The sequence below is a fragment of the Nonomuraea sp. NPDC049480 genome, assembly GCF_044465905.1.
GTDB lineage: Bacteria > Actinomycetota > Actinomycetes > Streptosporangiales > Streptosporangiaceae > Nonomuraea.
In genome coordinates this window covers 271,899-297,948 of the sequence record NZ_JBITMD010000006.1, presented here as the reverse complement: position 1 = coordinate 297,948, position 26,050 = coordinate 271,899, and the positions used below count along the sequence as shown (strand labels likewise).

Here is a 26,050-nt window from a genome sequence, read left to right as displayed (position 1 = left end):
TCTGACGAGACTGACCCGGTGATCCCAACCGGAGCGCAACCGCTGCTCAGCCGTCCGATGGTCTTCCTGGGGATGACCTCGCTCGCCTCGATGACGAGCTTCTACCTGCTTCTTCCCATCGTTCCGCTGTACACGGCATCAGGCGGTTCGGGGGAAATGGGCGCTGGGCTGTCCACCGGCGTCACCATGCTGGCGACAGTGCTCATGGAACTGGTCATGCCGGCGTTGCTGGGCCGGTACGGCTACCGCGCCGGCATGACGCTGGGCGTCCTCCTGCTCGGCGTTCCCTCGGTCCTGCTGGTCCTGTCGTCCGCGTTGCCGATGGTGCTGGCCACGAGCCTGGCGCGCGGGGCCGGCCTGGCCATCGTGGTCGTGGCGGGACCCGCCATGGTGGCCGAGCTGGCTCCGGCCGAGCGCCGGGGCGAGGCGCTGGGCGTGTACGGCGTGGCCGTCGGGATCCCCGCGATCCTCGGCCTGCCGATCGGCTTGTGGCTGGTGCCGCTCATCGGCTACGGACCGGTCTTCCTCGCGGGGACGGGGCTGGCGCTGCTCGCACTGATCGGGATTCCCTGGCTTCCCGCAGAGGCGGCGCCGGTCGAGCAGCATGGGGGCGTCCTCCACGCTCTGCGCCACGCCGGTCTCGCCCGGCCCGTCACCGTCTTCGCGACGGTCACGCTGGCGGCCGGTGTGCTGCTGACGTTCCTGCCGCTGGCCGTCCCCACCGGCTCACCGGGGACGGCCGCGACGGCGCTGCTCGCACACTCCTGTGCGATGCCGCTCGCACGGTGGGCGGCCGGCCGCTACGGCGACCGCCACGGCCAGTCCGTCCTGCTGGTGCCGGCGGTGCTCGCCGCGGTCGCCGGGATGGCCGCGCTCGTCTGGCTCGGCAACCCGTACGCGGTGATCGTGGGGGCGGCGCTCTTCGGCGCCGGCTTCGGCGCCGCCCAGAACGTGACCCTGGCGCTGATGTTCGCGCGCTCCTCCCCATCCGACTTCGGCCGGGTGAGCGCGCTGTGGAACCTCGCCTACGACGGCGGCATGGGGATCGGCGCCGCCGGGTTCGGGCTCGTGGCCGGACCCGCCGGGTATCCGGCGGGGTTCGCGCTGGTCGGTGCCGTGCTGGCCCTCGCCCTCCTCCCCTCCTGGCTCGACACACGATCGGAAAGGAAGACCATCAGTGGACGATGACCTGCGGCGCGCCGTGCGGAAGGTGCTGCCAGGTGTGAGAGCCGACCTCGAGGGCCGTCCTTCGACGCGGCACGCCGCGCCGGTCACTCCCCCGCGAGGTAGGCGGGGTTGGCCACCTCCAGCTTCGCGCGTACCGCCTGCTCCAGAGCGGTGACCAGCGCGTGGTCGTCCGCGACGCGGCCCTCGCGGACGGCGGCGGCCAGCTCCGCGTCGTCGGCCACGCCCAGGGCGGCCAACCGCGCGGCGTGCTCCTCCGCCTGGGCGGGGCCCAGCTCGATCTCGCGCTCGACCATGCCGAGCACGTTGATCGCGACCCGGGTGTGGAAGCGCACCCGGCCCTCGACGGCCGGCAGCACGTCGGTCTGGAGGAAGTCGCGTACGGCGGCCACGAGCTGCGCCGCCGTGGGCACATCGTGCGGGGAATGCTCTGTTCGCGTCACAAGACCTCTCTAGCAGAGGAGCCCCGTCCCGCCACAAGCCTCCGCCATCAGAGGCCGGCCCCGCCCAGAGGACCGGGGTGAGCCAGGGGGCTTGTCCGGGTCCGTGGGATAAGGGCTTATCCGAGTCCGTGGGATTGGGGGGCTTTATCAGGGTCCGATCGCATAGCGGCTAATCTGCGCCTCATGAGCGCACAGTCTCCCACCGCCCTGGCTCCGGTGCTCGGGCCCCGGCTCATCCGGACCGAGATCTTCGTCGTGATGTCGGTCTCGCTCGGCGCCAGCGCCCTCGTGGCGTTCGTGCGGCTGATCGGGGCGCTCACCGCACCGAAGGAGCTCAAGAGCCAGCAGGCCGTGCTCGTCGGCTCGATGGCTCCCGGGCGGCCGTGGCTGGACCTGACACTGCAGCTCGTCCAGATCGCGATCAGCGTCGCGCCGGTCGGGCTGGTGGCGTACCTGCTGGTGCGCTCTGGGGAGTCGCTGCGGACGATCGGCGCCGACCTGCGCGAGCCGCGCCGCGACGCGCTGCGCGGGGCGCTGCTGGCGGCCGCGATCGGCGGCAGCGGGTTGGCCTTCTACCTCGTGGTCTGGGCGTCGGGGGTGAACCTGACGGTCGTTCCCGGGGCGCTGCCGGAGGTCTGGTGGCAGGTGCCCGTGCTGGTGCTGGCGGCGGCGCAGAACGGGGTGCTGGAGGAGGTGCTGGTCGCCGGATATCTCCTTCACCGCCTCGGGCAGGCCGGGTGGGGACCGTGGAAGGCCGTGGCGGTGTCATCGCTCTTGCGGGGGTCGTACCACCTGTATCAGGGGTTCGGCGGGTTCGTCGGGAACGTGGTGATGGGCGTGGTGTTCGGGCGGCTGTACCAGCGGTGGGGGCGCGCGATGCCGCTGGTGGTGGCGCACACGCTCATCGACACCGTGGCCTTCGTCGGGTACGCCTTCCTGCGCGGCAAGGTCAGCTGGCTGCCCTGAAGCCGTTGACGCGGCAACGGTTGTCGGCTGAGATCATTTCATGAGCTTCGCCGTGCCCGCCGGTGTCCGGCCGATTCGCGACGCCGTCCACGCGTTCATGACCGAGCGGGTCGAGCCGGCCGAGCCGGTGCTGCACGCGGGCGGCCCCGCCGCCGCGGCCGCCCTCGACGAGCTGCGCGCCGAGGCCAAGAAGGAAGGCCTGTGGGCACTCGGCCACCCGCGCGAGCTGGGCGGCGGCGGGCTGCCGTTCCTCGACTACGTCTACGTCAACGAGGTCCAGGGGCGCAGCGAGTACGGGCAGCTGGCGCTGGGCACGTTCACGCTCCAGGACTCGCTCATGCTGCACGAGCACGCCTCGCCCGAGCAGCGCGAACGCTACCTGGAGCCGCTGGTGCGCGGCGACATCTGGCCCAGCTTCGCCATGACCGAGCCGTCCATCTCCAGCTCCGACCCCACCCAGATCCAGACGGCCGCCGTGCTCGACGGGGACGAATGGGTGATCAACGGGCACAAGTGGTTCACGACCGGGGCGTCGCGGGCGGCGTACACGACCGTGATGTGCCGCACCGAGCGGGACGCTCCACCACACCTGGGCTTCTCCATGATCCTGGTGCCGACCGGCACGCCCGGCTACACGATCGTCCGCGAGACGCCCGTGCTGGGGCTCGACGGGGCGCACTGCGAGGTGCGCTACGAGAACGTGCGCGTGCCCGCCGCGAACCTGCTCGGCCCGCGCGGGCAGGGGTTCGTCATCGCGCAGCAACGCCTGGGGCCCGGCCGGATCTTCCACTGCATGCGCTGGCTGGGGCAGGCGCAGCGGGCCTTCGACCTCATGTGCCGCCGGCTGCACGAACGCACCGCCTTCGGCGAGCCCCTGGCCAGGAAGCAGCTCATGCGCCAGCACGTCTTCGACTCCTACGCCGAGATCCAGTCCGCCCGGCTGCTCACGCTCAACGCCGCCGAGGCCGTCGACGCCGGATCGGAGGCGCGGGTCGAGATCGGGGCGATCAAGGTCGTGGGGGCGCGCATGCTGCACCACGTGATCGACCGGGCCATCCAGGTGTACGGCGCCGCGGGGCTCACCCCCGACACGCCGCTGGAGCGCATGTACCGGCACGCGCGGGCCGGGCGCATCTACGACGGGCCCGACGAGGTGCACATCGACTCGGTGGGGCGGCGCATCCTGGGCGAGTACGCGGCTGGCGGCAACTGGGAGTTCGGCCTGAGATGAGCGGAGTCGAGGAGATCGTCGGCGCGGTGTTCGGAGCCGGGGCGGCGATCCCGTACCGCGTCCGATTGCCCGGCGGGGCCTCCAGGGAGACGTGGGCGCTGGACGTCGCCGCGGCCGACGGGACGCGGCACGAGCTGGTCCTGCGGCTCGACTCCCCCGGCGCCGCCCCGGAGGCGGGAGCCACGCTGGCGGCGGAGGCGGTGCTCATGCGGGCCGCGTTCGCGGCCGGGGTGCCGGTGCCCCGCATCATCTCCAGCGGCGAGTCGTACATCCTCATGACCCGCGTGCCCGGCGAGACGATCCCGCGCAAGATCCTGCGCGACGACGCCTACGCCTACGCCCGGCCGCGGCTCGCGGCGCAGTGCGGGCGGGCCCTGGCGGCCATCCACCGGATGCCGCTGTCCTGCGTGCCGGCGGACGACGGGGAGGACCCGCTGCGGCGCTGGCGCGACGTGCTGGACCTGCTGGGCGAGCCGCACCCGGTGTTCGAGCTGGCGTTGCGCCGGCTGGCGGCCACCCGGCCGCGCGCCGGGCGGCGCACGGTGGTGCACGGCGACTTCCGCAACGGCAACCTCATCGTCGGGCCCGAGGGCGTCAGAGCGGTGCTCGACTGGGAACTGGCCCACGCCGGCGACCCCCTGGAGGACCTCGGGTGGCTGTGCGTGAAGGCGTGGCGGTTCGGCTCGCCACTGCCTGTCGGCGGGTTCGGCGCGTACGACGACCTGATCGACGCGTACGAGCAGGCCGGCGGAGAGCCGGTGGACCGGGACGCACTGCTCTGGTGGGAGATCTTCGGCGTGCTCAAGTGGGGAGTCATCTGCGTCATGCAGACCATGCGGCACCTGCGCGGCGGCGCCCGCTCGGTGGAGCTGGCGGCGATCGGCCGCCGCGTCTGCGAGAACGAGTGGGACCTGCTGCGGATGCTGCCGGAAAATGCGTTGCCCCGGGAGGGCCGCAAAACGCAGGCTTGACAGGTGGCCATCCTGGAAGCGTCCCATCTGCTCAAACGGTTCGGATCGGTCACGGCCGTCCGCGACCTGAGCCTCACCGTCGGCGAAGGCGAGGTCGTCGGGCTGCTCGGCCCCAACGGCGCCGGCAAGTCGACCACCCTGCACATGCTGCTCGGCCTGATCACCCCGGACGCGGGCAGCATCAGGCTGTTCGGGATGGAGCTGGCCCAGCACCGGACCGAGGCGCTCAGCCAGGTCAACTTCGCCGCCAGCTACGTCGACCTGCCCGGCGTGCTGCGGGTGAGCGAGGTGCTCGACGCGTTCGCCCGCCTCTACGCCGTACGCCGCCCGCGGCAGCGCGTGGACGAGGTGATCGAGCTGTTCGAGCTGGGCCCCATCCGCAAGCGGCAGGTCATGGCGCTGTCGTCCGGGCAGCGCACCCGCGTCCAGCTCGCCAAGGCGCTGCTCAACGCGCCCCGGCTGCTGGTGCTCGACGAGCCCACGGCCAACCTCGACCCCGACGCCGGCGACCGCATCCGCGGCCTGCTGTCGGCCCTGGCCAAGGAGAACGGCAGCGCCATGCTGATCACCTCGCACAACATGCGGGAGGTGGAGCGCATGTGCGACCGCATCCACTTCATGTCGGACGGGCTCATCGTGGCGGCCGGCAGCGCCGCGGAGCTGGCCGGCCACTACGGGGCCGAGGACCTGGAAGAGGTGTTCTTGAAGGTGGCACGCGGATGACGACCCTCACACTGCCCCCGCTCGGCTTCGCCGCCCGTCGCATGCGCGTCCTGGGCGTGGTCCGGCGCGACTTCGCGGCGCTGCGGCGCAGCCCGATCCGCATGTTCGAGATCCTGTTCTGGCCGACCGTCGAGTTGGTGCTGTGGGGTTTCGTCACGCTGTTCCTGCAGGCGCAGAAGGTGCCGTTCGTGGTGTCGTTCCTGCTCGGCGCGGTGCTGCTGTGGCAGGTGCTGCAGAAGGCCAGCAACGAGATCTCGATCGCGTTCCTCGAGGACATCTGGTCGCGCAACCTGCTCAACGTGCAGGTCAGCCCGCTGTCCAGCGTCGAATACCTGGTCGGGCTCGTGCTGTTCTCTCTGGGCAAGGTGGCCTTCGCCGTCGCGGTGATGGCGGGGCTCGCGCTCGGCCTCTACGGGTTCGGGATGACGAGCCTCGGCGTGGGGCTGGTGCCGTTCATGGGCGTGTTGCTCGTGCTCGGCTGGTCGCTCGGCCTCGTCGGCATCGCGGCGGTGCTTCGCTTCGGCGAGAACGCGCAGGTCATCGCCTGGTCGCTGGTGTTCGTGGTGCAGCCGCTGGCGGGGATCTTCTACCCGGTCTCCGTGCTGCCCGCGCCGCTGCAGACCGTGGCGTGGTTCCTGCCCGCCTCCCACGTCTTCGAGGGCATGCGCACGGTCCTGGAGGGCGGCGCGGTGCCGTGGGACCGGCTGGCCTGGGCCGCCGGGCTCAACGTGGCGTACCTGGCGGCGACGCTGGGGCTGTTCGCGTGGGCCCTCGGGTACGCCCGGCGGCACGGGAAGCTCTCCCGGTTCGGGGACTGAGCGCCGCCGCGATCACGTCCACCAGCCCCTCCACCACCTGGTCCCGATCCACCTCGGGATGCTCCAGCCACCAGTCGCCGGTCGTCTGCACCATGCCGACGAACGCGTGCCCGAGCACCTGCGCCCGCACCGGGTCCGCCACCACCCGCTCGGCCGCCAGCACGCCGCCGAGCTCCTCGCCCAGGCCCCGCACCAGGGAGGTCATGTGGGAGCGGATCCTGGAGTCCTCGGCGCTGGCCCGGTGGAACAGGAACCGGTAGAGGTTGAGGTTGGCCGCGATCAGATCCAGGTAGGCGCCGATCGTGGCCCTGGCCCGGCCACGCAGGTCCGACCCGGCCTCGGCGAACCGCGGGCTCAGCTGCGCGATCACCGTGCGCACGTGCCGGTCGGCGAGTGCCTCGTACAGGCCGCTCTTGTCGCCGAAGTGGCGGTAGAGAATGGGCTTGGTGACGCCCGCGGCGGCGGCGATGGCGGCCATCGACACCTCCGGGCCCTCGCTGGAGATGACCCGGTCGGCCGCGTCCAGCAGCGCCCTGCGCCGATCCGGGTCCCGTCCGCTCACGCGCTCAGGATAGATCGCAAACGGGCGGGCAGCAGCGCCGAGAGCACCAGCAGGGCGCCGATGAGCGTGTACAGGCCGGTCAAGCCGGCCAGCGTGCCGGGCGGCTCGGCCAGCTCCACCTGCGGCAGGCCGTCCCACGGCAGGCCCTGCCAGGGGAGGGTGGCCGCCACGCCCAGCGCGGCCTCGGCGTCGAGGGCGAACAGCGCGCCCGCCGACACCAGCGGCACCCCGCACGCCAGCGCCGCCGCCGGCCACACGGCCAGGACGGCGACGATCAGCGCCACGGCCGCCAGGCACCCCAGCCCGGCGGGCGACGCACCGGCCTCGGCCGCGCCCGTGCGCAGGGCTTTGGCGCCCGCCTCGGTCAGGTAGTAGACCGGCACGAGGGCGGCCACACCCGCGGCGGCTCCCATCAGATGACGACTCTCCCGGGTCACACCGGCTTCGTCCCCTCCTTCCCCGCTGATTACGCATGTGACGGCGGACGCGACCGTCCAGGCGGGCGCGACCGTCCAGGCGGGCACCCCGTCCGCGGGCCCCGAACGCCGCCGCGGAGGTGTCCCGTCTCCGGATGGCGGCGGGTTAGCGTCGGATCATGACGAACACCGGCACGGGCCCCGGGCCCATCACCCCCGACGGATCCCCAGTCGAGTTCTACAGCCACCTCAAGCCCGGCGGCGAGCCCGGGATCGTCGCCCGGGTGACCCCGCCCGGCGGCTCCGTGCTGGAGCTGGGCGCGGGCGTGGGCCGGGTGACGCACCCGCTCGTCGAGCGCGGCTTCCACGTGGTCGCCGTCGACGAATCCCCCGAGATGCTGGCCCGCGTACGCGGCGCCGAGGCCGTGCTCGCGAGGGTCGAGGACCTGCGGCTCGACCGGCGCTTCGACACGGTCATGCTGGCCTCCCAGCTGGTCAACACCACCGACGACGCGGTCCGGAGCGCGCTGCTCGACACCTGCGCGCGGCACGCCGAGCCGGGCGGGGCGGTGCTCATCCAGTGGATGCCCGCCGAGCGGCACGACCAGTGGCGGGCCGGCATGGGACGGGTCGACGGGGACGTCACGATCAGGCTGGCGGCCGTGGAGCAGGTCTCCCCCGGGATCTTCCACGCGACCATGCGGTACACGTACGGGGACGACAAGGTGTGGACCCAGTCGTTCTCCTCCAGGCGGCTCACCGACGACGACCTGGCGGCCGACCTCACGGCCGCCGGGCTCCGGCTCGACCGGTTCCTCACCGAGGACCGGACGTGGGTGCTCGCGACGCCTGCGTCCTAGCCGCCTTTACGTCGTAGATCACAGCCTCGCGACGATGTCGCGAAATTACTGGAAAATACTGGGACTGTTGATACAGTCGCGCGCATGAGTGACCGGCTGGACGATCTCGAGCGCCGGATCGACGAGCTGCGGGCCGGCGTACGCACGGCCATGCGGTCCAAGGACGGCGCCACGGCCCGTGTGCTGCGGGCCGAGCTCCGTACCGCCGAGCGCGCCTGGGACGCCCTGGTCAGCGGCGAGCAGCCGAAGGCCGCGGCCGAGCCGCCCCGGCTGGCCACCGTGCGCGAGCAGGTCCACCAGGGGCTGCGGCTGCTCGGGGCGGCTGCCCAGCCGAGGCTGATCGTGGCCGTCAGCGAGGCGTTCCTCGGCGGCACGATCCGCAGCAACCAGCTCACCAGCCTGCGCAGGGACGAGGAGCGCTCGTTCCGGTCCGCGCCGTACGGCCGGCCGTACTACCTGTGCGCGGCGCTGACCGATCGCCTCTCCCCCGCCCGCGGCCTGCTCACGCTCAGCACCTGGCCGCTGGAGCGGCGCGTCGTCGGCCCGCTCAGCCCCCGCGTCGACTTCCTGACCTGTGCCATCGCGGTGGCCTCGCACGAGACCGAGGACGAGCGGGCGACCCGGTTACTCCTCCGCATGGCCAGGAACATCCCCGGAGCCACCGCGGGCTCCGGCGCGCTGGGCCCGCCGGACCCGGGGCGGGTGGCCGACGCGGCCCGCGCCGAGCTCGCCGTACACGCCGAGCGCGACACGCGCGACCGCGCCGAGCTGGCACGACGCGCCGCTGAGCAGCTGGATGACGTCGCCGGCCTGTTCGGCGCCGCTACGCTGAGCACGATCAAGAAGGAGTACGTCAGTTGAGCGGCTTGAAGCGCGAAGGCGACCGCGAGGGAGTGCCGTCGCTGGAGGAGGAGCGGCGGGAGCGGAGCGACCAGAGCGACGGGGGAAAGCGGCGGCATGTGGCGACCGAGCCCGCCTCACGGAGTGAGGCCATGAACGCGCAGCATCGGCTCGACGCGCTGCGGGGGACGACGCCGCCGCGGCCGCACGACGCCCGCGCCATCGCGGCCCTGGCCGCCAACCCCGGCTGCAGCCGCCGCGCCCTCATGGACGGCGCCGGGGTCGACAAGGACGCCACGGCCCGGCACCTGGGCTTCCCCGCGCCGTTCGGGCAGTCACCGTTCGCGATCACGCGCGGCAACGTGTTCGAGTCGCTGGTCAAGGCCGACGGGTGCGCGGAGCTGCTGCGGATGCTGCGCGAGCTGCTCGGCCTGCCGATCTCCGAGGTGGCCTACCACGACGTCGAGAACGTCGGCGCCCACCTGCGTCACGCCCACACCCGCGCCCTCATCGACCGCGCGGCGCGCGACGAGCAGGACGCGGGCACGCTCTACGACCACCCGCTGCTCACCCTCCAGATCGCCGGCCACACCGCCTACCTGGAGCCCGACGTGGTGGCCTTCCAGCTCGGCGGCCGCTTCCACATCGTGGAGATCAAGTCGTTCGCGGTGGTCGACGGGCAGGCCGACCCGTCGGCGGTGGCCGCGGCGGCGCGGCAGGCGGCCGTGTACGTCCTGGCGCTGCGCACCCTCCTGGAGGACCTCGGCCATGACCCGCTGAAGGTCTCCCACGACGTGGTCCTGATCTGCCCGGAGAACTTCGCCAACCGCCCCGTCGCCACCTTGGTCGACGTGCGCAGGCAGCTGGCCGTGCTGCGGCGCCAGCTCACCAGGATGACCACGCTCGACCGGCTGCTGGCGGGGCTGCCCGACGATCTCACGTTCGACCTGCGGCCCGACGAGGACGGCCGGCCCGCCAGGCCGGTCGCCGAGCTGGCCGACGCGCTGCGCCGGACCACCGCACGATACGCGCCCGACTGCCTGTCCACCTGCGACCTGTGCTTCTTCTGCCGCGACGAGGCCCGCCAGGAGGGCGCGTCCGACCTGCTCGGCCGGCAGGTGCGCGACGAGCTGGGCGGCGTCGCCTCGGTGGCCGAGGCGCTCGGGCTGGCCGACGGGGTACGCGATCCGGCCGAGGGCCAGGAGGAGATCGCCCGGCTGCTCCGCAACGCCGAACGTCTGCGCAGGGAGTGCCTGACGTGAGCCTGCTGACCTCGCTCGCCCGGCTCCGGGCCCTGGACGAGGGCATCGCGCAGCCTATCGCGACCGTCCGGCACTGCCATCTGTCGGAGCGGCCGATGGTGTTCGTCCCGCTGAAGCTGTCGGGCGAGGCCGCCGCCCCGCTGGCCGCCATGCTCGGCGCCGACCGCGACCGGCCGCGCCTGCTCGTGGTGACCCAGCCGCGCAACCGCGACCTGCGCTTCGCCTGGGCGGCTGAGCTGGCCGGGGTGCTGCTGCCGTACGTCGAGGGCTTCCTGCACGACACCGAGACCGTCGAGCGGCGCAACGCGGACCCCTACGAGCGGGCCCTGGACGCGCCGCAGCTCGTCGTGCCGAACGCCGCCGGCGTGGCGTTCACCAGGCTCCTCGGCCGCTCCACCCGCTTCCGCCGCGCCGACGGGCCCTACCCCGTGCCCGCCGAGCTGCCGCTGCTGGGGCGGTGGCTGACGTACTTCGCGGAGCGGGCCGCGTACCCCGGCTCGTCGCTCATGCTGGCCGCGACCGAGGAGCTGGGCCGGCACTGGGCCAGCGGGCAGAGCTCGCTGGAGGACGCGAACCTGGCCGCGCTGCTCGGCTGGATCACCGACGGGCCGGGCGACGACGCCGAGGATCCGCTGATCTGGCCGCCGGCCGGGCCCGCGACCGACCCGGGGTTCGACGCGGAGGTGCTCGCGCCGGCCATCGAGAGCGGGTCGCCCGAGCGCATCACCGAGGCGCTGCGCAGCCAGCTGGAGCCCACCTGGCGGCTCATGTGGCAGGCGATCGACCTGCTGGCCGGGCTGGAGGCGGGCGCGAGCGTGGCGCAGCGGTGGGAGCAGGACCGGGGCTCCTTCAGCGGCATGGCGACGAGCATCGCCGAGGGCTCGCCGCCGCAGCCCCGCCGCGACGGCGCGGTCGCCGCGGCCGCCAAGCTGGCCCGCATGGAGCGCGCCCAGGCCGCGTACGACGTGCAGCGCGCCTACGACGACCCCCTGATCATGGCCGAGTACCGCCTCACCGGGGAGGCGTTCGCCGGCGAGGTCATCGACACCGTCCCCGACAACGTCGAGGGCGAGGGCCGCTCCCGCAAGCTCCGCCCCCTGGTGGTGATCAAAACCGACGACCCGGTACGCCTCGCGCCCGGCACCTCGCTCGGCACCCCGCAGCGCCGCGCCCAGGGCGCCGAGCTCGTGTCCGCGGACGAGGGACTGGTCACCGTGAAGATCACCAAAGGCATGGGCCGGGGCAAGACGGCCGCGCCCGGGGCGGTGCCGGAGATCGGCGAGCGGGTCTGCTACACCTCGCTCACCGACGACTTCCAGGGCTCGGCCGCGCTGCCCGACGCCGAGGCCACGCCGTGGACGCACGGCGGGCCGCCGCAGCAGTACGTGCCCGACGACGAGGACGCCCAGGAGGAGTGGTCGTGACCGGCAGCCCGGAGCAGGTCATCGCGGACGTGCTGGCGGACCTGCCCCGGCACCGGGGCGTCGTCGTCGACTCGCCGCCGGGTGCGGGCAAGTCCACCCTCGTCGTACGCGCCGCCGCGCACATCGCGGCCACCGGCGAGCCGCTGATGATCGTCGCCCAGACGAACGAGCAGGTCGACGACCTGGTGGTCAGGATCACCGGCAAGCACCCGCGGCTGACCGTGGGACGGCTGTCGGCGAGCGGGTACGTGCCGCCGCTGCGGATGCTGGAGCTGCCCGGCGTCCGGTTCGGCACCCGGGTCCAGGACCTCGGCGACCCGGACATCGTCATCGCCACGGCCGACAAGTGGGCGTGGGTCGGCGACCGGGTGTGGCCGTGGGCGATCGTGGACGAGGCGTACCAGATGCGCTCGGACAAGCTGCTGCGGATCGCCGCGCTGTTCGAGCGGGCGCTGTTCGTGGGCGATCCGGGGCAGCTGGACCCGTTCTCGATCGTGGACGGCGACCGGTGGTCGGGGCTGTCGTGGGACCCGCTGCAGAGCGCGGTGTCGGTGCTGCTGCGGCACAACCCGGACCTGCCCGTGCACCGGCTGCCGGTGTCGTGGCGGCTGCCGGCGTCGGCGGCGCCCGTGGTGTCGCGGGCGTTCTACCCGTTCACCGGGTTCCGGTCGGGGACCGGGCACGGGGATCGGCGGCTGGAGCTGGCCACGGGCGGCATGGGGACCGTGCACGACCGGGCGCTGGAGGAGGCGGCCCGGTCGGGGTGGGCGTTGCTGGAGCTGCCGAACCGGCACACCGTGCGTACCGACGGGGAGGCCGTGCAGGCGGTCGCGCTGCTGGCGGCGCGGCTGCTGCAGCGAGGCGCGGTGGCGAGCTCGGAGCAGGGCGAGCGCCCGGTGACGGCGGACCGGATCGCCGTGGGGGCCGCCCACCGCGACCAGGTGGCGGCCATCCGCGCCGCCGGCTTGCCGCCCGAGATCACCGTGGACACGGCGAACCGGCTCCAGGGGCGCGAGTACGACGTGACGATCGTCCTGCACCCGCTGTCAGGGCGGCGGGACGCGACGGCGTTCCACCTGGAGTCGGGGCGGCTGTGCGTGCTCGCGTCCCGCCACCGGCACGCGTGCGTGGTGGTGGCCAGGGCCGGGATCGCGGAGCTGCTGGACGCGCATCCGTCGGCGGAGCCGGTGCAGCTGGGCGTGCCGGTGAAGTTCCCGGACGGCTGGGAGGCCAACCAGTCGGTCCTGGAGCACCTGTCCCGGCATCGCATTGAGCATCTGCCCAAGCCTCCGATGGAGGCTCCACGTTGAGGCCGTACGCTGGAGGATCCTCTGCCCGCCACCTTCGACTCCTTCGCCCTCCTCTTCGCCGCGAATGCGGTGGAACGGTAGCGTTTGTCCATGCGACTCGGCGTGCTGGACATCGGCTCGAACACCGTCCACCTACTCGTCGTCGACGCCCATCGGGGCGCCCGGCCGATGCCCGCCTACTCCCACAAGGAGGGGCTCCGCCTGACGGAGTACCTGGGGAAGGACAACCGGCTGCAGGACAAGGGCGTCGAGCGGTTGTGCGCCTTCGTCGAGGAGGCCGTGCGCATGGCCGAGGACAAGGGGGTGGAGGACCTGCTGGCCTTCGCCACCTCGGCCGTGCGCGAGGCGGTCAACGGCGAGGAGGTGCTGGCGCGCGTCGAGGACGGCTGCGGCGTGCACATCGAGGTGCTGTCCGGGCGCGACGAGGCCCGCCTGACGTTCCTGGCCGTGCGCCGGTGGTTCGGCTGGTCGTCGGGACGGCTGCTGGCCTTCGACATCGGGGGCGGCTCGCTGGAGATCGCCGCCGGGGTGGACGAGGAGCCCGACGTGGCCGTGTCGCTGCCGCTGGGCGCGGGGCGGCTGACCCGCGACTGGTTCACCGCCGACCCGCCGTCCGCCGACGAGGTGCGCAAGCTGCGCAAGCACGTACGCACCGAGATCGCCCGCACCGTCGGCGACGTCGCCCGGTTCGGCGAGCCCGACCGCGCGGTGGCCACCTCCAAGACCTTCAAGCAGCTGGCCAGGATCGCCGGGGCGGCGCCCTCCAGCGACGGCCCGTACGTGCCGCGCTCGCTGTCCAGGGAGAACATGGCCGACTGGGCGGTCAAGCTCACCACCATGACGGCGAGCGAGCGGGCGGAGCTCGCCGGCGTGTCCGAGGGAAGGGCGGCGCAGCTGGCGGCCGGGGCGCTGGTGGCCGACGCGGCCATGGACCTGTTCGAGGTGGATCGGCTCGAGGTGTGCCCGTGGGCGTTGCGCGAGGGCGTGATACTGCGCCGGCTGGATCTCCTGCCCGGACGTCATGACCAGTCCACCGCCTCGACCGGCTCGACCGTCGCGTCCAAGTAAGGGCGATATAGCCCCAAATATCGGCATAGACCGCCGAACGGCGGGCAATTTCCGCCAAATGGTGGAAGTGCTGGGCACCATCGGATCGCTGCTGGTCGTCCTCCTGCTGATCGTCCTGTCCGTCCTCATCATCTCGGTGGTCGCCCTGGTCGCGCTCGCGGCCTTGGCGGGGTCGATGACCGACTGGCGCGGGCTCTGGCGGCGGCTGACCCGCAGGGAGGCAGGGCTGACCTTGAAGCTCAGCGGGAGCACGGTGCCCGAACGGCGGCGGGCGGAGCTCAGCGGCGCGACGCCGCGGCTGCGGCGGCGCTTCCGGCTCGGCGGCCCGGCGCCTGAAGACGAGGCCCCGGAGCGCCGGCGCCTCGGCGGGGCCCCGCGCCGCTCCGGGCGCCGCGGCCGCCGGCCGATGGAGCGGCTGTAGGGGTCACTTGGTCATGAGGTGCGGGCCCGCCGAGCCCGGCGCGTACCGCAGCCGTTTCTCCAGGCACACCATGGCCCCGTTATCGCGTCTGTTGGCGAAGCGGATGTCGTCGGCGAGCGCGCGCATGATCTGCAGGCCACGTCCGTGCTCGGCCCCCGGCTCCGGATCGACGATCTTGCGCGGGTCGAAGCCGTTCCCCGTGTCCACGACCCTGATGACGCACAGGTGATCGTGGACGGCCGCGCTGACGGTGTATTCGTCGCTGGGCGCGGCATGCCTGACCACGTTGGCGCAGGCCTCGGTGAGCATGAGTTCGATGTCGTCGCGGATCTGCGGCTCGACGCCGAGCGACCGCAGCGTGCCGTCCAGCATCTGCCTGATCAGCGGGACGCTCGCCGCATCCCTGGGCAGTCGGAGCGCTATCGTGGCCTCCACTGAGCCTCCTCCCGTCTGGATGCGTCCGTGCCTCCTGCCCCCGATCCAGTTCGCCAATCGTCCCATTCGGGGTTAAAAGTCCGGAAAAGTCATATCTCCAGCAGTCGCCTGGCCACTTCTCTGCAGGCCTTGTCGACCTCGTCCTCGGTGAGATCGTCCTGCAGCGTCAGCCACTTGCCCGCGTGCAGCGCGAACAGCGCGAGCGCCCGGCTGATCCGGTCCACGGCGGGGTCGCCCGGCTCGCTCATCTCCGCCGTCAGCGCCAGCATCGTCTCGCGCATCTTCGCGATCTTCGGATGGTCGCGCATCGCCGTCTGGTTGCGCTCCAGGAATCTCGCGACCTGGAGGGTGCGGGGCAGTTTGAGGTTCTCGGCGTAGCGCTCCAGCAGCTCGCGCCGCATCTCCAGGGTCTTCGGCTGGGATTTGGCCCAGGCGAGCAGGTCCTCGATCTCGGCGATGCGGAGATCGACCAGGCTCGCCACGATGTCGTCCTTGGTCTTGAAGTGGTAGTAGAGGGCGGCCTTGGTCACACCGAGCTCCTCGGCGATCTCCCGCAGCGAGGTCGCCTCGTACCCCTGCTCGGTGAAGAGCCGCAGCGCGACCTCCTGAATTCGCGTCCGTGTGTCTTCCCGCACTTTGCACCTATTTCAACTTGACGGCCGACAGGTAAGTATTTACCTTATTCTATGCTTGCCGGTCGGCAAGTAAGCAAGATCTCGAAGCTGGGGGGTGTGCGGTGGCGGAGGCAGTCGGACGACGCAAAGAGGTCATGGTCGTGTTGCCGGGGCTGATGCTGGCGATGGTGCTGGCGATGCTGGACAACATGATCGTGGGCACGGCCATGCCGCGGATCGTGGGAGAGCTCGGGGGTCTGTCGCATCTGTCCTGGGTCGTGACGGCGTACGTGCTGGGCACCACCGTCTCGACCCCCATCTGGGGCAAGATCGGCGACCTGTACGGGCGCAAGACCATCTTCTTGATCTCGATCGTCCTCTTCATGATCGGCTCCGCGCTGTGCGGCATGGCCGGGTCGTCGCTGCTCGGCGGGCCGGACGGCGGCATGGCCCAGCTGATCGCGTTCCGCGCGATACAGGGGCTCGGCGCGGGCGGCCTGATCGTGAACGTCATGGCGATCATCGGCGACCTGGTGCCGCCCCGCGAGCGCGGCCAGTACCAGGGAGTCATGGCCGGCGTCATGTCGCTGGCGATGATCGCCGGCCCGCTGGTCGGCGGCTTCATCACCGACCACCTCGACTGGCGCTGGGCCTTCTACGTGAACCTGCCGGTCGGCGCGGTCGCGCTGGTCCTCATCGTGACGAACCTGCGCCTGCCCAAGCTGCACAACCGCGTGCGCATCGACTGGGCGGGCGCGATCCTGCTGTCGGTCAGCATCACCGCGATGGTCCTCATCACGACGTGGGGCGGCAACCAGTACGCGTGGGGCTCCTGGCAGATCCTCGCCCTGGCCGCGGTCGCCGTGCTCACGCTGGCGGCGTTCGTGCTCGTCGAGCGCAAGGCCGCAGAGCCGATCATGCCGCTGCAGCTGTTCGGGAACCGCAACTTCACGCTGATCTCCGTCATCGGGTTCCTGCTCGGCTTCGCCATGTTCGGCGCGATCAACTTCCTGCCGCTGTTCCAGCAGACCGTGCAGGGCGCCAGCGCCACCAACTCCGGCCTGCTGCTCCTGCCGATGATGGGCGCGGCCATGGTCGTGTCGCTGTTCGTCGGCAAGGCCATCACCAGCACCGGCAAGTACAAGATCTACCCGGTGATCGGCGGGGTCGGCATGGCGGCGGGCATGGGGCTGCTGTCCACGATGGACGTCACCACGCCCACCTGGCTGACCGGCGTCTACATCGCGGTGCTCGGCCTCGGCATGGGTTTCCTCATGCAGACCACCATGCTGATCGCCCAGAACAGCGTCGAGCAACGGGACCTGGGTGTGGCCAGCAGCGCGAGCACGTTCTTCCGGTCGATCGGCGGCTCGTTCGGCGTGTCGCTGTTCGGCGCGATCTTCAACAACCACTTCCTGTCGGAGCTGACCGGCAGGTTCGGCCCGCAGGAGGCGGAGCGGATCGCCACGGGCGGCGGCAGGATGGACCCCGCGGCGCTCGCCCAGATGCCGGCGGCCCAGCGCACCGGGCTGATGGAGTCACTGGCCACCTCGATCTCCGGCGTCTTCTGGTGGGCCATCGCGTTCGCGGTGGTGGTGCCGGTGCTGGCGGCCTTCATCAAGGAGATCCCGCTGCGCGGCGCCGACCCGGTGGAGGCAGCGCCTGAGGGGGAGCCCGTCACGCCGGCGGCAAAGTGAACAGCTGGTCGAGCGCGGTCATCTTGAACAGGCCGCGCAGGTAGGGCGTCAACGCCACCACGTTGACCACGGCGTCGGCGTCCGCGGCCCGCTGCCGCAGGCCCACGAGCGCGGCCAGGCCGGAGGAGTCGATGAAGGTGAGCGCCGACAGGTCCACGTCGATCCTGCGGTAGCCCGCCGCGAAGGTCAGGGCCGCGACTTGGGACACCGAGCCGTGGTCGAGGTCGCCGCTGAGCGCGAGCGCGACGGTCGCCGCGTCGGGGGCGGCGACCTCGATGCGCAGCGGCATCCTGTCGAGCACGTCACTCAGCTTAGCGAGCCGCGGAAAAAGGGGAGGCGCGGGTGCGGCGAACCCTGCACAATGCCATCCCATGTACGCCTTCAGCCGGCCGCGGGCCGAGGACGCCGCCGTCATCCACGAGCTCGTCGCCGCCTACGACACCGCGGTGATCGGCCGGCCGGACATGACGCTGGACGACATCGCCGACGAGCTGGTCGAGCCCGGCTTCGACCTCGGCAAGGACGGCTGGCTCGTCCGCGACGCCGACGGCACTCTGCTGGCCTGGGCCTGGGCGTGCGCCAACGGCGACAGCGACAAGGTGGACATCGAGGTGATCGTCCGCCCGGGTGTCGAAGGGCTGCACGGCGAGCTGTGGGACGCCGTGACCACCCGCGCCCGCGAGCTGGCCGCCGAGCGCGGCCACGACGGCGTCACCGCGGACATCGGCGTCTACCGCCCCGACCACGCCAAGCAGGCCCTCGCCAAGGAGCACGGCTTCGAGCCGGCCACCAGCTTCCACCGCATGCGCATCGACCACGACGGCCCCGTCGAGCCGCCCGCCCCGCCGGCCGGGCTCACGCTGCACAGCGGCGAGAGCGACGAGGTCCGGCGCGAGGGCCACCGGGTCCACCAGGAGGGTTTCGCGCAGCACTTCGGCTTCGTCAAGCTGGACTACGACCAGTGGCACGAGCGGCGGCAGGCGATGAGCACCACCGACTGGAGCCAGCTCACGCTCGCCCGCCTCGACGGGAGGCCGGCGGCGGTGCTCATCGGCAACAACCAGTTCGTGGTGGACGAGGACTGCGGTTACGTGGCCACGCTGGCCGTGCTGCCCGAGTTCCGCGGCCGGGGTCTGGGGCGCTTCCTGCTGCGCCACGCGTTCGCCGCCGACGCCGCCCGCGGCCGCAAGGGGACCATCCTGCACGTGGACTCCAACAACACCACGCCGGCGCTGGGGTTGTACGAGTCGGCGGGCATGCGCCAGGTCCTGGCCATCGACGTCTGGCGCCGCCGCCTCTGAGGCGATGGAACACGTGGGTCAGACGTCGGAGCCGCCTGACCAACAGTCGATGGCGCGCTTGATCGGCCTCCGGGAAGCCTCTGCGGCAAGCTGAGGCCGCACTGCGGGGAGGGCCCGCCGGTCTGCCGGCGGCGTGCCGGCGCCCGCTCATCGTGGCACCCCTTGGTGATGGCTCTGCCCCGCTACCCTTGCACGCGTGCACGCCATCGCATCCGCATCCAGCCACCACGCACAAGGAGGTGGCCTTGGTGGCTATGTTGGACACACCTCAGCAGATCCACTCCGCCGACCCCGGAGCAGGGACGAAACGGGGCGCGGAGGCCTCCGGGCAACGGAGTGCCCACCTGGTCGAGGGGAGACCCTCACCGCCTCATCTGGTAGCGAGGGTGTCACCCGCGCGAGCGGAGCAGGGAGTCCGGTTCCTCTCCGGCTTGAAGGCCGGAGTATCCACGGAGAAGGCCGGATGACACGTTTGGGGGATCTGTGAGCGCTTGCTGTGGTCCGGGCAGGGAGGGCGCCGCCGGGACGCACCAGGAACCAGTGATCACCGTGCGGCGCACGGCGCCGCGCGGGATGGTCCGCATTCCCGGCGGTACGTTCCTCATGGGCGGGAACGACCCCGACGGCCGCCCCGAGGACGGCGAAGGGCCGGTCAGGGAGGTGCGGCTGGACCCGTTCATGATCGATCCGACGTGCGTGACGAACGCGCAGTTCGCCACGTTCGTCAAGGAGACCGGCTACGTCACCGAGGCCGAGCGGATCGGGTGGTCGTTCGTGTTCCGGCAGTTCGCCACGGCCGGGGTGATGGACGCGACCGTGCCGGGGGCGCCCTGGTGGGCGGGCGTGGAGGGGGCCACGTGGCGCTCGCCCGAGGGTCCGGGCTCGTCGATCGGCGACCGGCAGAACCACCCGGTCGTGCACGTGTCGTGGCACGACGCCACCGCGTACGCCGCGTGGGCCGGCAAGCGGCTGCCCACGGAGGCGGAATGGGAGATGGCGGCCCGCGGCGGACTGGAGCAGAAGAGGTTCCCGTGGGGCGACGAGCTGGCGCCCAAGGGGCGGCAGCGGTGCAACATCTGGCAGGGGCGCTTCCCGGCCGCGCCGAGCAAGGGGACGATGCCGGTCAAGTCGTTCCAGCCCAACGGGCACGGCCTCTACAACGTGTCCGGCAACGTGTGGGAGTGGACCGCCGACTGGTGGGGCACGACCTGGGAGCCGTACGCCGAGAACCCGGGCGGGCCCGCCGAGGGCGCGGCGAAGGTGATCCGCGGCGGGTCGTACCTGTGCCACGACTCCTACTGCAACCGCTACCGGGTGGCCGCCCGCACCGCCAACACCCCGGACTCCTCGACCGGACACACCGGTTTCCGCTGTGCGGCAATACGCTGATCGCATGTCACGAACCCTGCGACTGTTGATCACCGGCGGCGGCACCGGTGGTCACACCTATCCGGCCCTGACCACTCTGTCGGCCGTCCAGCGCCGCCGGGTGCCGCACGACGTGCTCTGGGTCGGCACGGCCAGCGGCCTGGAAGCCAGGATCACGGCCGAGCACGGCATCCCGTTCAAGGCGATCACCACGGGCAAGCTGCGCCGCCGCCCGAACCTCAAGGAGCTGGGCACCAACATCGCCGACGTGTTCCGCATCCCGGTGGGGGTGTTCCAGGCGATCGGGCACGCGGCCCGCTACCTGCCCGACGTGGTGCTGTCGACGGGGGGTTACGTGGCGGTGCCCATCGGGGTGGCGGCCAAGCTGATCCGGCGGCCGCTGGTCATGCACGAGCAGACGACCGTGGTGGGCCTGGCCAACCGGATCCTGGCCAGGCTGGCGACGAGGATCGCGCTGTCACACGAGTCGTCGCTGGACTACCTGCCCGCCTCGGCCAGGAAGAAGGCGGTGGTGACGGGCAATCCGATCAGGCCGGAGCTGCTGCAGGGCAACCGGGCGGCGGCGTACGACATGTTCGGGCTGACGTTCGAGGTGCCGCTGATCTACGTGACGGGCGGCGCGACGGGCAGCAAGCAGATCAACACGCTGATCACGGAGATCCTGCCGCGGCTGCTGCCGCACGCGCAGGTCGTGCACCAGTGCGGGCCCGCCTGGATCGACCACATGCGGGCCGTCCAGCTGCCCGCCGACCTGGCCGAGCGCTACCACCCGGTGCCGTACGTGGGCGGGGAGCTGGCCGACCTGTTCGCCGCCGCCGACGTGGTGATCTCGCGCAGCGGCGCCGGGACCGTCTCGGAGCTGACCGCCATCGGCAAGCCCGCCGTGCTGATCCCGCTGATCCCGACCGGCGGCGACGAGCAGCGCAAGAACGCCTCCTACCTGGCCTCGGCGGGCGCGGCGCGAGCGCTGCTGGAGCCGCATCCGACGGCCGGCCAGCTGCTGGCCGAGCTGATGCCGTTGCTGGCCGATCCGGGGTTGCGGGCGTCGATGGGGCAGGCCGCCGCCAAGCTGGGCCGCGTGGACGCCGCCGACGCGCTGTGCGACCTGCTGCTGGAAGTGGCGCACGGCGGGGCTCAGTCCCCGTCGTCCGGCTCTTTCGGCGGGGCCGGGTCGAGGTAGCCGAACACCTCGCGGGCGGAGCTCACGCTCCGCCTCAGCGCCTGTTCGAGGCTGTCGGCGTCGGCGGCGAGCCGCTCCAGCTCGGGTACGGCGAAGCCGTCCGCCCCGGTCTCGGCCACCAGCTCCTCGTACTGGTGCAGCCGGCCGCGCAGCTCCTCGATCTGCTGGTGGGCGCGGTAGGCGCGCTCGGCCTCGGTGACGTTGGCCGCGTAACGTTCCAGCGCCTCGACCCGGGCCACCACGGCGGCCTCGCTGCCGTCGAGCGCGCGGGCCAGGGGCGCGGCCACGGCCTCGACCTCGGGCGTGAGCCCCCGCGAGACGGTCTCCCTGTGCTTGGCGCGCAGCGCCGACAGCTTGGCCAGCAGCCGGGCGATCTCCCACTCCTGGGCGGGCAGCATCACCGCGTTGCGCGCGTCGTCCAGCAGGCCTTCGGTGTTGACCCGGGAGCCGGTCACGGTCGCGATGGCCCGCTGGGCGCGGGTGAGCAGCCTCCTGGAGGACTCGTCGAGGTCGTCGGTCAGCACATAGCGGCCCTCGTACCAGCGCAGCTGCTCGTAGATGTCGCGCTCGAAGTCGTCTTCCTCGTCGCCCGGCAGGTCGTTGCGGACGAACAGCACGATCATGAGGGGAATGCCGAAGAGCACGAGCATGAGCAGGCCGAGTCCCCTGCCCGCGGCGCCTAAACCGAGCATCAGCCCGAAGAAGGCCACGGTGGCGAAGGCCGCCACCATGCGCCAGTGCGCGCTCGACAGGAGTCTGCGCGGTTGCGGGACCCAGCCCTGGCGCATCTTGATGAGCACCCGCCGGCTCTCTCTCAGCAGCTGCGCGTCGTCCGGCGGTACTCCGGGATCTACCACCACATCCGCCACAAAATTGGATCCTAAGCGAAGTCACCCCCTAAGGTGGCGAAAAGCCTCGTGTGCGGAGCTGACACTGTCTCGTAACGCCTGCTCAAGGCGGTCGGCGTCTTCCGACAATCTGCCGAGTTCCGGTACGGCGGTCTCGTCGGCGCCGGACTCCGCGAGGAGCTCCTCATAGCGGGGCAGCCTGGCGCTGAGTCGCTCGATCTGATGCCTGGCGCGGTAGGCGCGCTCGGCGTCGGCGACGTGGCCGGCGTAACGTTCCAGAGCCTCGACGCGGGCGAGCACGGCCCGGTCGCTGCTGTCGAGCGCCTGGGCGAGGGGCTCGGCCACGGCCTCCACCTCCGGCGTCAGTCCCTCGGAGACGACCTCCTGGTGCTCGGCGCGTAACTCCGACAGCTTGGCCAGCAGCCGGGCGATCTCCCACTCCTGGGCGGGCAGCATCACTCCGTTGCGCGCGTCGTCCAGCAGGCCCTCGGCGTTGACCCGGGACCCCATGACCTGCTCGACGGCCGTCTGGGTGCGGGCCATGAGGGCGCGGGCGGGCTCGTCGAGGTGGTCGCGCAGGACGTAGCGGCCGGCGTACTCGCGGCTCTTGTCGTGGACGTCGCGTTCGAGCGCCTGGCGGCGTTCGACCTCGGCGTCGGGCCCGGTCCTGACCAGGACGGCGACGGTCAGCAACGCGGCCCCCGTCATGATCACGACGAAGGGGGTGTACAGCCCGGCGATGAAGAGGACCAGGCCGTACAGGGCGGCCACCACGGCCGTCCCGCTGACGGCCAGCCTGGCGATGAAGCCGGCCGGGGGGCGCAGGCGCCTGTGCACGGGCGTCCAGCCGGCGTGGATGCGGGCGAGGAGCTTGCGGTTGTCACGCAGAAGGTTCGCCGCGTCGCGGGGCACCGCCGGATCGACTATCACCTTCGCCTGACGTCCGGGCACATCATTGATCCTATGTGGCGCTCTGTCCGGGCGTCAGCCTTCAAGGTACCGGAACGCCTCGTGGGCGGACTTGACGCTGCGGCGTAAGGTGCGCTCCAGCGTGTCGGCGTCCTCGGCCAGCCGCTCGATCTCGGGGACGGCGAACGTGTCGGCGCCCGACTCCGCGAGGAGCTCCTCGTAGCGCGGCAGCCGCGAGCGCAGCTCCTCGATCTGGCCGCGGGCGTGATAGGCGCGCTCGGCCTCGGCGACGTGGGCGGCGTAACGTTCCAGAGCCTCCACGCGGGCGACCACGGCGGCCTCGCTGTTGACCAGCGCCCGTTCGAGCTGCTCGACCACCGCGCCGACCTCCGGCGCGAGCCCTCTGGCCAGCAGCTCTCTGTGCTCGGCGCGCAGCGCGGACAGCTTGGCCAGCAGGCGGGCGATCTCCCACTCCTGGGCGGGCAGCATCACGGCGTTGCGCGCGTCGTCCAGCAGGCCCTCGGCGTTGACGTGGGAGCGCAGCACCGAGCCGATGGCGCGCTGCGCCCTGGTCAGGACGAGCCCGGCCTCCCGGTCGAAGTCGTCCGCCAGGAGGTAGCGGCCGTCGTACCAGCGGGCCTGCTCGTACACGTGGCGCTCGTGCGGGCGGTCGTCCTCGGGCAGCTCGCTCATGGAGGCGATCTTGACGAGGACGATGAAGACGTACGTGCCGAGCAGCACGAACCCGGCCGGCGCGAGCGGGGAGGCCAGCAGGACGGCCATGAGCGCGATCACCACGGGTGTGGCGGCCAGCAGCATGGCGCTGGAAGGGCTCCTGCGGCGCTGGAGGCGCACCTCGGCGGAAGGCACCCATCCGGCCCGCACCCTCGACAGCAGCGGAGCATTGGCACGCAACAATCCGGCGATCTCCGGGGGTACTCCCGGATCGACGACCACACCCACGCTCTGTCCTGGCACCCTGGCGCCCCCCAAGCTCGTGATGGGTGGATATTACGTAACATTCTGGCTGCGTGTCAGCCTCGAAAGGGTCAGAGCCGGGAACCACCAGTTGCGCTCGCCGAGCACCTCCATGGCCGCGGGCACCAGCACCAGCCGCACCACCGTGGCGTCGACCAGCACCGCGACGGCCAGCCCGACGCCCATGATGCGCAGCGCGCGGTCGTCGAACGTGCCGAAAGCGGCGAACACGCAGAACATGATCGTAGCCGCCGCGGTAATGACGCGGGCGGTGGCGGCGAGTCCGTCGGCGACCGCGCGGCCGTTGTCGCCGGTCTTCAGATACTCCTCCCTGATGCGGGAGAGCAGGAACACCTCGTAGTCCATCGACAGCCCGAACGTGATCACGAACAGCATCATCGGCACCCACGCGTCCACCGGCCCCGCCGTGCCCTGGCCGAGCACGTCCAGCTGGAAGACCGCCACGACCACGCCGTAGGCGGCACCGATGGACAGCAGGTTCACGACGATGGCCTTCACCGGCAGGACCAGGCTCCGGAACACTCCGGCCAGCAAGGCGAACGACGCCAGCAGCACCGCGCCGACGGTCCACGGCAGCCGCTCGCCGGAGTAGCGCGCGTAGTCGACGGCGGCGGCTGTCGATCCGGTGACGAGCACCGGCTCGGGCAGTTCGGCGCGCAGACGGTGGATGAGCTCGGTGGTCCGCTCGTCCTGGTGGCCGGTGTCCGGCACCACGACCGCGGCCCGCTCCCCCGCCCGGAACGCGCTCGCCACGCCGGGAGTGGCGGCGGCCTCCCGGACCACGTCGTCGACGGGCGTCGTGCCACGGACAGCCAGGATGAGCGGCCCTTCCGCGCCCGGCCCGAACCCCTTGACGATCAGGTCGTGGGCGCGCCGCGTGGTGTCGGTGACCGGCCGGTTGCTCGCGTCGGACCAGCCGACGCGCAACTGGAGGGCGGGCAGGGCCAGCAGGACGAGCAGCCCGAACGCCACCGCCCCGGTCATCCACGGCCTGCGCTGGACGACCCGGCTCCACCGGTACGCCAGGGGCCGCCGCCCTGCCTCGCGATGCGGCAGGGCGAACCTGTCGATCCTGGCGCCGATCATCCCGAGCAGGGCCGGCAGGAGGGTGAGCGCGGCCAGCATCACCATGAGCACCCCGCACCCGGACGCCAGCGCGAGCCCGCCGCCCAGCGCAGGGCCGAGCGACAGGATCCCCGCACCCGTCGCGATGACGATCAGCCCGGCGAACAGCACGGACCTGCCCGCCGTACGCATGGCCCGTTCGACGGCCGCCTCCACGCCGAGCCCGTCCTTCAGTCCGGCGCGGAACCTGGTGACGATCAGCAGCGCGTAGTCGATGCCGACGCCGAGCCCCAGCATGATCGTGAGGTAGACGGCGTAGCTCGGCGTGCTGACGACGTTGCCGAGCACGCCGAGGAGCGCGACGCCGCAGGTCACGCCTACGATGCCGATCAGGAGCGGGAGGGCGGCCCCGATCAGGGAGCGGAAGGCGACCAGCAGCACCACGGCGGCGGCCAGCAGGCCGATGCCCTCGGTGAGCCCTCCGGGCGAGAAGTCCGCGAAGTCGTCCCCGGCCAGCTCGACCGTCACACCGGGGGCCTGGAACGTGTCGCGGAGTTCCTTCAGCCGGCGCGCGGTGTCCTCGTCGGGGTAGTCGATGGGGATGGCGGCGACGGTCCCGTCCGGGGAGACGCGCTGGGCGTCCGTGGCCACGTGCACGCCTGGGACGGCGTTCATGCGGGTGACCAGCGCGGTCACGGCCTGATCTGCGGACTCCACGCCGGACCCGGCTGACACGACCAGCGTGCCCGGGGGCTCGTGAGCGGCCTCCCCGAGCAGCTCGGCGGCCTGCTGGCTTTCCGAGCCGGGGAGTGTGAAGTCGTCGTCGGAGGGCGCCGGCCAGAAAGCGGCGGCCGCGACGAGCGCGGCGGCGAGGACCGGCCAGAGGACGACGACGAGTTTTCTGCGGCGGAGACATAGTCGGATCATGCGGCGACGGTAGAGATCGCGGACGCCCGCGGTCGTCCCGCACCCGCGGTCACCCCGCTACGTCGTCCGCGGTAGCAGGCGTCCCGGGGCGGTGCGCGCGGCGGAAGCGCGCGACACCGGGCGCGGACGACACCGGGCGCGGACGACACCGGGCGCGGACGACACCGGGCGCGGGCGTGGCCGGCG

Annotated in this window: 27 protein-coding genes; 17 read left to right on the top strand and 10 right to left on the bottom strand. The window is 72.1% G+C overall.

Annotated elements, in window-relative coordinates:
• Window positions 1–18: 18 nt before the first annotated feature.
• Window positions 19–1,188 carry an MFS transporter gene (locus ACIBX3_RS19960; protein ID WP_397118947.1) on the top strand — a complete coding sequence of 390 codons (1,170 nt, stop codon included), beginning with the start codon at window positions 19–21 and terminating at the stop codon, window positions 1,186–1,188.
• 83 nt (window positions 1,189–1,271) lie between these two features.
• Here ACIBX3_RS19960 and ACIBX3_RS19955 read toward each other — a convergent pair whose 3' ends face one another.
• Complete coding sequence (locus ACIBX3_RS19955; protein ID WP_397118945.1) at window positions 1,272–1,628, bottom strand: DUF6285 domain-containing protein; 357 nt, start codon at window positions 1,626–1,628, stop codon at window positions 1,272–1,274.
• A 183-nt stretch (window positions 1,629–1,811) separates the two neighbouring features.
• Here ACIBX3_RS19955 and ACIBX3_RS19950 point away from each other — a divergent pair, with 183 nt between their 5' ends.
• From ACIBX3_RS19950 to ACIBX3_RS19930, 5 genes are read left to right on the top strand one after another with little or no spacing between them, the layout of a single operon-like run.
• Window positions 1,812–2,594 carry a CPBP family intramembrane glutamic endopeptidase gene (locus ACIBX3_RS19950; RefSeq protein ID WP_397118943.1) on the top strand — a complete coding sequence of 261 codons (783 nt, stop codon included), beginning with the start codon at window positions 1,812–1,814 and terminating at the stop codon, window positions 2,592–2,594.
• A gap of 40 nt (window positions 2,595–2,634) precedes the next feature.
• Window positions 2,635–3,825: an acyl-CoA dehydrogenase family protein gene (locus tag ACIBX3_RS19945; protein ID WP_397118941.1), complete on the top strand. Its 1,191-nt coding sequence runs from the start codon at window positions 2,635–2,637 to the stop codon at window positions 3,823–3,825.
• Complete coding sequence (locus ACIBX3_RS19940; RefSeq protein WP_397118939.1) at window positions 3,822–4,796, top strand: phosphotransferase family protein; 975 nt, start codon at window positions 3,822–3,824, stop codon at window positions 4,794–4,796. The genes ACIBX3_RS19945 and ACIBX3_RS19940 overlap by 4 nt, the downstream gene beginning before the upstream one ends.
• Before the next feature lie 3 nt (window positions 4,797–4,799).
• Entirely contained in the window at window positions 4,800–5,519 is a 720-nt protein-coding gene (locus ACIBX3_RS19935; protein ID WP_397118937.1) for an ABC transporter ATP-binding protein, read from the top strand.
• Window positions 5,516–6,337 (top strand): ABC transporter permease, encoded by an 822-nt coding sequence (locus tag ACIBX3_RS19930; protein ID WP_397118935.1) that lies wholly within the window; start codon window positions 5,516–5,518, stop codon window positions 6,335–6,337. The genes ACIBX3_RS19935 and ACIBX3_RS19930 overlap by 4 nt, the downstream gene beginning before the upstream one ends.
• Here the strand turns inward: ACIBX3_RS19930 and ACIBX3_RS19925 are convergent.
• Window positions 6,243–6,899: a TetR family transcriptional regulator gene (locus tag ACIBX3_RS19925; RefSeq protein WP_397118933.1), complete on the bottom strand. Its 657-nt coding sequence runs from the start codon at window positions 6,897–6,899 to the stop codon at window positions 6,243–6,245. The two genes, ACIBX3_RS19930 and ACIBX3_RS19925, sit on opposite strands and share 95 nt — an antisense overlap.
• Window positions 6,896–7,336, bottom strand: coding sequence for a hypothetical protein (locus ACIBX3_RS19920; RefSeq protein WP_397118931.1), 441 nt, complete (start codon window positions 7,334–7,336; stop codon window positions 6,896–6,898). Before ACIBX3_RS19920 ends, ACIBX3_RS19925 begins: the two co-directional genes overlap by 4 nt.
• A 158-nt stretch (window positions 7,337–7,494) precedes the next feature.
• On the opposite strand from ACIBX3_RS19920, the gene ACIBX3_RS19915 reads away from it, so the two are divergent.
• The 7 genes from ACIBX3_RS19915 (at window position 7,495) to ACIBX3_RS19885 (ending at window position 14,500) form a co-directional block, all read left to right on the top strand.
• Window positions 7,495–8,175 (top strand): class I SAM-dependent methyltransferase, encoded by a 681-nt coding sequence (locus ACIBX3_RS19915; protein ID WP_397118929.1) that lies wholly within the window; start codon window positions 7,495–7,497, stop codon window positions 8,173–8,175.
• Between the two features lie 84 nt (window positions 8,176–8,259).
• A complete protein-coding gene (locus tag ACIBX3_RS19910) occupies window positions 8,260–9,036 on the top strand; it encodes a hypothetical protein (protein ID WP_397118927.1) in 777 nt (258 codons plus the stop codon).
• Window positions 9,033–10,277 carry a hypothetical protein gene (locus ACIBX3_RS19905; protein ID WP_397118925.1) on the top strand — a complete coding sequence of 415 codons (1,245 nt, stop codon included), beginning with the start codon at window positions 9,033–9,035 and terminating at the stop codon, window positions 10,275–10,277. The genes ACIBX3_RS19910 and ACIBX3_RS19905 overlap by 4 nt, the downstream gene beginning before the upstream one ends.
• Window positions 10,274–11,701: a hypothetical protein gene (locus ACIBX3_RS19900; protein WP_397118923.1), complete on the top strand. Its 1,428-nt coding sequence runs from the start codon at window positions 10,274–10,276 to the stop codon at window positions 11,699–11,701. Before ACIBX3_RS19905 ends, ACIBX3_RS19900 begins: the two co-directional genes overlap by 4 nt.
• Window positions 11,698–13,011 (top strand): AAA family ATPase, encoded by a 1,314-nt coding sequence (locus ACIBX3_RS19895; protein ID WP_397118921.1) that lies wholly within the window; start codon window positions 11,698–11,700, stop codon window positions 13,009–13,011. Before ACIBX3_RS19900 ends, ACIBX3_RS19895 begins: the two co-directional genes overlap by 4 nt.
• Window positions 13,012–13,101: 90 nt before the next feature.
• A complete protein-coding gene (locus tag ACIBX3_RS19890; protein ID WP_397118919.1) occupies window positions 13,102–14,079 on the top strand; it encodes a Ppx/GppA family phosphatase in 978 nt (325 codons plus the stop codon).
• A gap of 58 nt (window positions 14,080–14,137) precedes the next feature.
• Window positions 14,138–14,500, top strand: a complete 363-nt coding sequence (locus ACIBX3_RS19885; RefSeq protein WP_397118917.1) for a hypothetical protein — start codon at window positions 14,138–14,140, stop codon at window positions 14,498–14,500.
• A 3-nt stretch (window positions 14,501–14,503) separates the two neighbouring features.
• On the opposite strand, the gene ACIBX3_RS19880 is transcribed toward ACIBX3_RS19885, so the two are convergent.
• Window positions 14,504–14,935, bottom strand: coding sequence for an ATP-binding protein (locus ACIBX3_RS19880; RefSeq protein ID WP_397118915.1), 432 nt, complete (start codon window positions 14,933–14,935; stop codon window positions 14,504–14,506).
• Window positions 14,936–15,024: 89 nt separating this feature from the next.
• Window positions 15,025–15,570 carry a TetR/AcrR family transcriptional regulator gene (locus ACIBX3_RS19875; protein WP_397118913.1) on the bottom strand — a complete coding sequence of 182 codons (546 nt, stop codon included), beginning with the start codon at window positions 15,568–15,570 and terminating at the stop codon, window positions 15,025–15,027.
• A 101-nt stretch (window positions 15,571–15,671) separates the two neighbouring features.
• On the opposite strand from ACIBX3_RS19875, the gene ACIBX3_RS19870 reads away from it, so the two are divergent.
• Window positions 15,672–17,246, top strand: coding sequence for an MDR family MFS transporter (locus ACIBX3_RS19870; RefSeq protein WP_397118911.1), 1,575 nt, complete (start codon window positions 15,672–15,674; stop codon window positions 17,244–17,246).
• On the opposite strand, the gene ACIBX3_RS19865 is transcribed toward ACIBX3_RS19870, so the two are convergent.
• Window positions 17,227–17,547, bottom strand: coding sequence for an STAS domain-containing protein (locus ACIBX3_RS19865; protein WP_397118909.1), 321 nt, complete (start codon window positions 17,545–17,547; stop codon window positions 17,227–17,229). The two genes, ACIBX3_RS19870 and ACIBX3_RS19865, sit on opposite strands and share 20 nt — an antisense overlap.
• A 70-nt stretch (window positions 17,548–17,617) precedes the next feature.
• On the opposite strand from ACIBX3_RS19865, the gene ACIBX3_RS19860 reads away from it, so the two are divergent.
• The 3 genes from ACIBX3_RS19860 (at window position 17,618) to ACIBX3_RS19850 (ending at window position 21,116) form a co-directional block, all read left to right on the top strand.
• Window positions 17,618–18,547, top strand: a complete 930-nt coding sequence (locus ACIBX3_RS19860) for a GNAT family N-acetyltransferase (protein WP_397118907.1) — start codon at window positions 17,618–17,620, stop codon at window positions 18,545–18,547.
• Window positions 18,548–19,120: 573 nt separating this feature from the next.
• Window positions 19,121–19,936 (top strand): formylglycine-generating enzyme family protein, encoded by an 816-nt coding sequence (locus tag ACIBX3_RS19855; RefSeq protein ID WP_397119326.1) that lies wholly within the window; start codon window positions 19,121–19,123, stop codon window positions 19,934–19,936.
• 4 nt (window positions 19,937–19,940) lie between these two features.
• Window positions 19,941–21,116: a UDP-N-acetylglucosamine--N-acetylmuramyl-(pentapeptide) pyrophosphoryl-undecaprenol N-acetylglucosamine transferase gene (locus tag ACIBX3_RS19850; protein ID WP_397118905.1), complete on the top strand. Its 1,176-nt coding sequence runs from the start codon at window positions 19,941–19,943 to the stop codon at window positions 21,114–21,116.
• Here ACIBX3_RS19850 and ACIBX3_RS19845 read toward each other — a convergent pair.
• From ACIBX3_RS19845 to ACIBX3_RS19830, 4 genes are read right to left on the bottom strand one after another with little or no spacing between them, the layout of a single operon-like run.
• Entirely contained in the window at window positions 21,071–21,985 is a 915-nt protein-coding gene (locus tag ACIBX3_RS19845; protein ID WP_397118903.1) for a hypothetical protein, read from the bottom strand. The two genes, ACIBX3_RS19850 and ACIBX3_RS19845, sit on opposite strands and share 46 nt — an antisense overlap.
• Window positions 21,986–22,006: 21 nt before the next feature.
• Window positions 22,007–22,915 (bottom strand): hypothetical protein, encoded by a 909-nt coding sequence (locus ACIBX3_RS19840; RefSeq protein ID WP_397118901.1) that lies wholly within the window; start codon window positions 22,913–22,915, stop codon window positions 22,007–22,009.
• A gap of 33 nt (window positions 22,916–22,948) precedes the next feature.
• Window positions 22,949–23,836: a hypothetical protein gene (locus ACIBX3_RS19835; protein ID WP_397118899.1), complete on the bottom strand. Its 888-nt coding sequence runs from the start codon at window positions 23,834–23,836 to the stop codon at window positions 22,949–22,951.
• Window positions 23,837–23,884: 48 nt separating this feature from the next.
• Window positions 23,885–25,864, bottom strand: a complete 1,980-nt coding sequence (locus ACIBX3_RS19830) for an MMPL family transporter (protein ID WP_397118897.1) — start codon at window positions 25,862–25,864, stop codon at window positions 23,885–23,887.
• Between the last annotated feature and the right edge of the window lie 186 nt (window positions 25,865–26,050).